8 protein-coding genes are annotated in these 6,462 nt (G+C 62.8%); 4 read left to right on the top strand and 4 right to left on the bottom strand.

Translation table 11 applies throughout. The features are described from left to right. Positions 1-260, top strand: a 260-nt coding sequence (locus ABI660_RS10005; protein WP_348067453.1) for a solute carrier family 23 protein, incomplete at its 5' end; no start/stop codon positions are given. A gap of 32 nt (positions 261-292) precedes the next feature. Here ABI660_RS10005 and ABI660_RS10000 read toward each other — a convergent pair. Together ABI660_RS10000 and ABI660_RS09995 are read right to left on the bottom strand one after the other, a co-directional pair. Beyond that, positions 293-643, bottom strand: a complete 351-nt coding sequence (locus ABI660_RS10000) for a hypothetical protein (protein ID WP_348067451.1) — start codon at positions 641-643, stop codon at positions 293-295. A gap of 279 nt (positions 644-922) precedes the next feature. Further along, complete coding sequence (locus ABI660_RS09995) at positions 923-2,209, bottom strand: AsmA-like C-terminal region-containing protein (RefSeq protein WP_348067449.1); 1,287 nt, start codon at positions 2,207-2,209, stop codon at positions 923-925. Between the two features lie 146 nt (positions 2,210-2,355). On the opposite strand from ABI660_RS09995, the gene ABI660_RS09990 reads away from it, so the two are divergent. Then, entirely contained in the window at positions 2,356-2,778 is a 423-nt protein-coding gene (locus ABI660_RS09990; protein WP_348067447.1) for a hotdog fold thioesterase, read from the top strand. Positions 2,779-2,846: 68 nt separating this feature from the next. Here ABI660_RS09990 and ABI660_RS09985 read toward each other — a convergent pair whose 3' ends face one another. Next, complete coding sequence (locus tag ABI660_RS09985; RefSeq protein ID WP_348067445.1) at positions 2,847-3,413, bottom strand: cob(I)yrinic acid a,c-diamide adenosyltransferase; 567 nt, start codon at positions 3,411-3,413, stop codon at positions 2,847-2,849. 162 nt (positions 3,414-3,575) lie between these two features. On the opposite strand from ABI660_RS09985, the gene ABI660_RS09980 reads away from it, so the two are divergent. Both ABI660_RS09980 and ABI660_RS09975 read left to right on the top strand, forming a co-directional pair. After that, a complete protein-coding gene (locus ABI660_RS09980) occupies positions 3,576-3,887 on the top strand; it encodes an EF-hand domain-containing protein (RefSeq protein ID WP_348067443.1) in 312 nt (103 codons plus the stop codon). An 85-nt stretch (positions 3,888-3,972) separates the two neighbouring features. After that, positions 3,973-5,397 carry an FAD-linked oxidase C-terminal domain-containing protein gene (locus ABI660_RS09975; RefSeq protein ID WP_348067441.1) on the top strand — a complete coding sequence of 475 codons (1,425 nt, stop codon included), beginning with the start codon at positions 3,973-3,975 and terminating at the stop codon, positions 5,395-5,397. A gap of 31 nt (positions 5,398-5,428) precedes the next feature. Here ABI660_RS09975 and ABI660_RS09970 read toward each other — a convergent pair whose 3' ends face one another. Beyond that, positions 5,429-6,250: an IclR family transcriptional regulator gene (locus ABI660_RS09970; protein ID WP_348067439.1), complete on the bottom strand. Its 822-nt coding sequence runs from the start codon at positions 6,248-6,250 to the stop codon at positions 5,429-5,431. Positions 6,251-6,462 lie beyond the last annotated feature (212 nt).

Here is a 6,462-nt window from a genome sequence, read left to right as displayed (position 1 = left end):
TGATCCAGGCGATTCCGCTGCCGGTGATGGGCGGCGTGAGCATCGTGGTGTTCGGCCTGATTGCGGTGGCCGGCGCCAAGATCTGGGTTGACAACAAGGTGGATTTCTCGGACAACAAGAACCTGCTGGTGGCGGCCATCACGCTGGTGCTGGGCACCGGTGATTTCACGTTGAAGTTCGGCCAGTTTGCGCTGGGCGGCATCGGTACCGCCACCTTCGGCGCCATCCTGCTGTACGCCTTGCTCAATCGCAGGAAATAAAACCAGGCAGCCAGGTCCCCGCCCGGCGGGGACTATTTCGCCTGCGCTTTAGCAAGCGCCGCCTTGGTGGCGGCAAGCTCGCGTTCCACCTCGACACGTTCGTCGATTTCCTGCTCCAGCAGCTCGTTGACATGCGCCAGATCGTCGGCCGATTCCTGGATCTTGCCCTCCAGTTCGCCTGTTCTTTCCAGCGCCTGCGCCACATCGCCAGTCTGAAGGTGGTCGGGGATTTCCTGCTTGAGTATCGCGTTGATCACAAACAGCTCGGCGCTGGACTGTTTCACGGTTTCCTCGACGGTTTCGTTCCGGTCGAGCGCACGTTCCAGAGGTGTTTCCGCCGACGGTGCCGGCTGCTGACGCGATGACGGTGACTGCTGGGACATGGGTAGCCTTCGTTTAGGGGGCAATCGGCGAAAAAAACAAACCTGCCGCAAGGGCTGCGAGATGTTTGCACGCCGTATGTTAGCCAGATGAAGCGCCGCGGGCCAGAGCATTCCCCCGCAATCAGGAGGTTTTATTCCATTTCTAAATCACCCGTGCACTTTGTCGGCTTCGCTAGCCGTACGTCTGTACTGTCGTCGCTTCGCCTTCGCGTTCACGAATGATTAGAAATGGAATTAGGGGGTAAACCGCCCCAAAAAACCAGGCGGGTGCCGCCGTCTTCAGGGCTTTCTTGCGGGCTGAGGTGCCGGCTTTGGCTTGGTTGGCGGGTCTGGATTGAAGATATTGCCCAAGGTCGCTCCCAGGCGCGCACCAATTGCTGTTCCCACGCCAGGCAGCACGGCTGTACCGATCACCGCGCCGGCGATGGCGCCCCGGGGCACAGAAACAGCCACCTTGTCCACCGGCCCGCTGAGCAGGAGCGGAACCCCGACGATGCCGTCCACCAGGTCCACAGCAAAGTCCGCCTCGATGTGCCGGTTGGCCAGCCGTACCTTGCCGGAGGCACTGAGGACGCCCGAGCTGGCCTTGAGATTGGTGTAGGTGGCCACCATGCCCTGCGGCGTGTTCTGGGTGTCAAGCTGGCCGGTGACGGAGTCAAGTTCGGTTTGCCCCGCATGTTCCTGGCCCAGGCTGCGGACCGCCTTGTCCAGATCAAAACGCAGCAAGGTGGAGCGGCCCATGGTGAAAGCGGTTTGCGTGTGCAATGAGCGCGCCAGCTCACCCACAGTGCTGCCGGCGGCCGAGAGCTGGGTGGTGCCCGAGGCCTTGCCCGCAATGACCGGCTTGCGGTTGAAAGCCGAAACGGCGCTGGCCACATCGACCCCCACAGGCTGCAAGCGGCCTTCGAGCTGCATCCGCCCGCTGTCGCGGGTCTGCACTGCCACTTCGCCATGGGCCGTGCCCCCGCCCACGTTGATGCGCGTGGTCCAGCGGTCTTCCTGTCCCTGGCGGGTCAGGGTCAGGTCGGTAGCGGGTTGAAAATCAGGGCGCCGCACGCGCGCCTGCCGCGGCCGCCAGTTCGCATCAAAGTCAATCTCGCCGTCATACACCACTGCCACGCCATGGCGCGATACCCAGGTCAGGTTACGAAACACGAAGCGCTCGAGCGGTGTTGCTGCGACGTCCGGCAGCAGGCTGGCAGGCTGGGCATCCATCGCACGCAAGGACAGTTGCGGCACCACAGCGCCTTCAAGCTCGACGCGGTCAAATTGCAGCCGCCTTGCAAGCAGTGCGCCCAGGTTCGGATAAGCCGTGAGTTTTTTGACCGTGATGGGCTGCGGCTGGCCAGTCGCCGCATCTTCAAGCACCACAGCCGGCACCGGAAGCAGGCGCCAATGCAGCGCACCAAGCGCCACAGGAACACCCAACCGGCTCTGCAGTTCGGCACGCGCGCGAGCCGTCAGCTCTTCGTCGCTGGGCAACAGGAACACGAGCGCCAGCCATGACAGGCCGAGCAAAACTGCCAGCGCGCCGACGGCGACCATCCATCCACGTTTTTTCTGCATGCTTTTCCTGCTGTTGATGCTTGCCTCCGCCCGCCCCGCCTGCCCGCTGCTTGGTCCACCTTAACCGGCAGTACACGCAACCCGTGTAGGCCGCAATCTCTTTATAGTCGGTGCTTCTCGGACTTTCTGAAACCTTTGGAACCGCAATGCCTACCTGGAAAAGACCGATTTCTGTCGAGCTGCTCACCCTGCACAACGCCAACAGCGCAGTGACACACCTGGGCATTGAATTCCTGGAGGTCGGCGACGACTTCATCCGCGCGCGCGTGCCGGTGGACGACCGCACACGCCAGCCTTACGGCCTGCTGCATGGCGGCGTGTCGGTGGTGCTGGCGGAAACGCTGGGCTCCTGCGGTGCCGCCTTTGCTGCGCCGGAAGGCCACCGCACCGTGGGCCTGGACATCAACGCCAATCATCTCAAGGGGGTCAGCAGCGGCTGGGTCACCGGCACGACCCGGCCGGTGCACATTGGCCGCAGCACCCAGGTCTGGGCCATTGAGTTGACGAACGACGCCGGCGAGCTGACCTGCGTCTCACGCATCACGATGGCGATGCTGGTGCCGCGTTAAGAACAAAATCGTCTTCCAGCCCTTTCTGGGTGGGCGTAAACAGCTATTAATACAATAGCAGCGGCGATTCAGTCCGCAGCCGACCGGGCCAGCCGCTCGCTCTTCCAGTAGACGTCATCGCCACCGTTCATGCGGTTGAGCACACGCGAGAGCACAAACAGCAGGTCGCTCAGCCGGTTCAGGTACTGGCGCGGCGATTCCTTCAGGGTTTCCGCCTTGTCCAGTGCCACCACGGCGCGTTCCGCGCGGCGAGCAACGGTGCGGCACACGTGCGCCAGCGACGCTGCACGCGAGCCCGCCGGCAATATGAACTCCTGCAGGCGTGGCAAGTTGGCGTTGTATTTTTCCAGCGCCGCGTCGAGCAGCGCCACGGCCTCAGGCTTGAGCAGCTCGAAGCCGGGAATCGACAACTCACCGCCCAGGTTGAAAAGTTGGTGTTGCACTTCCACCAGCAGTTCGCGCACGTCGGCCGGCATCTCTTCACACAGCAGCACGCCGATCTGGGAATTGAGTTCGTCAACATCGCCCATCGCATGCACGCGCAGGCTGTCTTTGGACACTCGCGTGTTGTCGCCCAGGCCGGTGGTGCCGTTGTCTCCGGTGCGGGTGGCGATCTGGGTGAGTCGGTTGGCCATGAAATGATGCTTCCGGCAGGGAACGCCTGCGTTACGGGAGGAAAGAAAATGTGTTTGAAGCGCTGTACATGTCAGCGAGGCAACACCGTGCAAGAGTGCTGGCCGGCCCTGTCGGGCTGCGGTGCAATGGCGGCCTGTTTAATTCACGGACCCCTTCCCCTCATGACTCCCACGCCTTATTTTATTCCCAACTTCGAAGTCCGCAGTGTGCTGCTGCTGGCCGCGCTAACCGTGGGCACAGCGCTGGTCACCCAGGCACAAACAGCCAGCCCGGACACTCCGCCGGTGCGTGCCATTCCTGTCGCCCAGGAAGTTGAAGCGGCCTTCCAGCGCGCCGATGTCAACAAGGACGGCCGCCTCAGCCGGCAGGAAGCGGCACGGTTTCCCGTGATCGAGCAGCATTTCGACCAGATCGATACCAACCATGACCAGATGCTCTCGCCTGAGGAGTTTCAGGCGGCGCTCAAGACCTGACGCCAGGGCGCGCGCGGGGCCATGGTTGGCCCTACTTCTGCAGAGGGCGGACACGTCGTAAACTGGGGGCCAGCCAGGAGACACCATGAACGCCCCCGCCCATCCCGACCATCTGCTGCCTCAACTCAATTTGCGCGCCACTCCGCCAGACCTGATCGAGGCCCTGAAAACGCGATTTGCCGAACGCTGCACCACCGCCCTGGTGGTGCGTGAGCAGCACGGCAGGGATGAGTCTTCGTTTGCAGCGCCACCGCCGGCGGCCGTGGTGTTTGCCGAAAGCACGGCCGATGTGGCCGACGCGGTGAAGCTTGCCGCGCAGTACCAGGTGCCGGTCATTCCCTTTGGTGTCGGCACCTCGCTCGAAGGCCATCTGCTGGCGGTGCAGGGCGGCATCAGCATTGACGTGAGCCGCATGAACAAGGTGTTGTCCATCAACGCCGAAGACCTGACCGTGACCGTGCAGGCCGGTGTCACGCGCAAGCAGCTCAACGAAGAAGTCAAAAGCACCGGCCTGTTTTTCCCCATCGACCCGGGCGCCGATGCCACGATAGGCGGCATGAGCGCCACACGCGCCAGCGGCACCAACGCCGTGCGCTACGGCACCATGCGCGAAAACGTGCTGGCGCTGGAGGTGGTGACGGCCAGCGGCGAAGTTATCCGCACCGGGACGCGCGCCAAAAAATCATCCGCCGGCTACGACCTCACGCGCCTGATGGTGGGCAGCGAAGGCACACTGGGCGTCATCACCGAAATCACCGTCAAGCTCTATCCCTTGCCCGAGGCGATCTCGGCCGCGATCTGCTCTTTCCCCAGCATCGAGGCGGCGGTGCGCACCACCATCCAGATCATCCAGCTCGGTGTTCCGATTGCACGTGTCGAGCTCATCGACGCCAACACCGTGCGCATGGTCAACGCCTATGCCAAGCTGGGCCTGCGTGAAGAACCCATGCTGCTGATGGAATTTCACGGTTCGCCCAACAGCGTCAAGGAGCAAGCCGAGACCGTGCAGGAAATCGCGGCGGACATGGGTGGCAATGCCTTCGAGTGGGCCAGCACCCCCGAAGAGCGCACGCGCCTGTGGACAGCGCGGCACAACGCCTACTTCGCGGCCATCCAGTCGCGGCCCGGCTGCCGCGCGATTTCCACGGACACCTGTGTGCCGATTTCACGCCTGGCTGACTGCCTGCTCGACTCGGTCAGCGAAGCCGATGCCAGCGGTATTCCCTATTTCCTGGTCGGCCATGTTGGCGACGGCAATTTCCACTTCGGCTACCTGATCGATCCGGACAAGCCCGAAGAGCGCGTAACCGCCGAAGCGCTGAACCACACCCTGGTGACGCGTGCGCTTAGCCTGGAAGGCACTTGCACTGGCGAACACGGTGTCGGCCTGCACAAGATGGACTTCCTGGTCACCGAAGCCGGCGACGGCGCGGTGAACATGATGCGCACCATCAAGCGCGCGCTGGATCCGCACAACATCATGAACCCGGGCAAGATTTTCACGCTGTGAGCTGCCCGGTTTTTTCTCGCTCCTGAAGCCGTCAGACAGTGTCGGGCCGGGCCAGGCTTTGTGAAGGCCGGCGCAAGGTGGCGTCAAAGGGGTTGATGCGGGCACCGATGGCCGCAGCCTCGCGCTGGAGCAGTTCCACCACGGTCGGCAAACGGTCAGGGCTCAGGCGTGACGAGATCGTGCCCACACTGAGCGCAGCCACAGGGCGGCCTTCGCGGTCAAGCACGGGCACGGCCACGCCGGCCATGCCTTCGAGCAGGCCGGTGTTGCGCCCCGCATAACCGAGCTGGCGCACACGCTCGATTTCGGTACGCAGGTAGACCTCGTCGAGCACGCCGTACTCGCGCACGCGCGGCAGGTTAAAACGGATCACCTCCTCGCGCTCGGCCTCAGGCAGCAAAGCCAGGATGGCCAGGCTGCCCTGGCCTATGCCCAGCGCCACCCGGCCCCCGATGTCGCCGGTGAAGGAGCGTATCGGAAACGGCCCTTCGCTGCGGTCCAGGCATACGGCGTCGAAGCCGCTGCGCACCAACAGGAAAATGGTGTCGCCCAGGCTGGCGCACAGACGCAGCATGGAGGGGCGGCACAGGGCACGCAGGTCCATTGAATTGCCGGCCTGTGCGGCCAGCGCAAAAAAATTGATGCTCAGGCGGTAAAGCCTGGACGACGCGTCCTGCTCCACGATGTGCTCGGCCACCAGGCTTTGCAGCAAGCGATGGGTGGTGGCCTGGGTCAGGCCGGTGGCTTTTGCAAGGTGCGTGATGCGACCGCCCTTGGCCTGGGTGGCGGCCAGTGCGCGGATGATGGCAAAAGCCCGCTGCACACTGCTGGAGGCGCCGTCTTCATTTTTCATTTAGCCTCTTCCAACGGAATGAAATACCTTTCGATTAGTCATACATTCCATTCTACGGAATTAGTTTAATAAAAATCTCTGTATACGGAATAAGCTATTGACGCTTTTTTACCCCATGCCCTAGCATGAATGCCATCAAAGCGTCTTCAGTCGGCACGTTCCAGCGCTAATCGCCCTTTCAACGCCCTTCAAATTTCCCCGTGTTTGCGGAG

The organism is Polaromonas sp. (genome assembly GCF_039930745.1).
Lineage (GTDB): Bacteria > Pseudomonadota > Gammaproteobacteria > Burkholderiales > Burkholderiaceae_C > Polaromonas.
The sequence above is the reverse complement of the archived record's forward strand: the minus strand, read 5'-3'. Positions and strand labels throughout refer to the sequence as shown.

Coding starts and splice junctions, on each gene's coding strand:
- ABI660_RS10000 (WP_348067451.1), bottom strand. CDS start 643: ATGTCCCAGCAGTCACCGTCATCGCGTCAGCAGCCGGCACCGTCGGCG.
- ABI660_RS09995 (WP_348067449.1), bottom strand. CDS start 2,209: ATGCAGAAAAAACGTGGATGGATGGTCGCCGTCGGCGCGCTGGCAGTT.
- ABI660_RS09990 (WP_348067447.1), top strand. CDS start 2,356: ATGCCTACCTGGAAAAGACCGATTTCTGTCGAGCTGCTCACCCTGCAC.
- ABI660_RS09985 (WP_348067445.1), bottom strand. CDS start 3,413: ATGGCCAACCGACTCACCCAGATCGCCACCCGCACCGGAGACAACGGC.
- ABI660_RS09980 (WP_348067443.1), top strand. CDS start 3,576: ATGACTCCCACGCCTTATTTTATTCCCAACTTCGAAGTCCGCAGTGTG.
- ABI660_RS09975 (WP_348067441.1), top strand. CDS start 3,973: ATGAACGCCCCCGCCCATCCCGACCATCTGCTGCCTCAACTCAATTTG.
- ABI660_RS09970 (WP_348067439.1), bottom strand. CDS start 6,250: ATGAAAAATGAAGACGGCGCCTCCAGCAGTGTGCAGCGGGCTTTTGCC.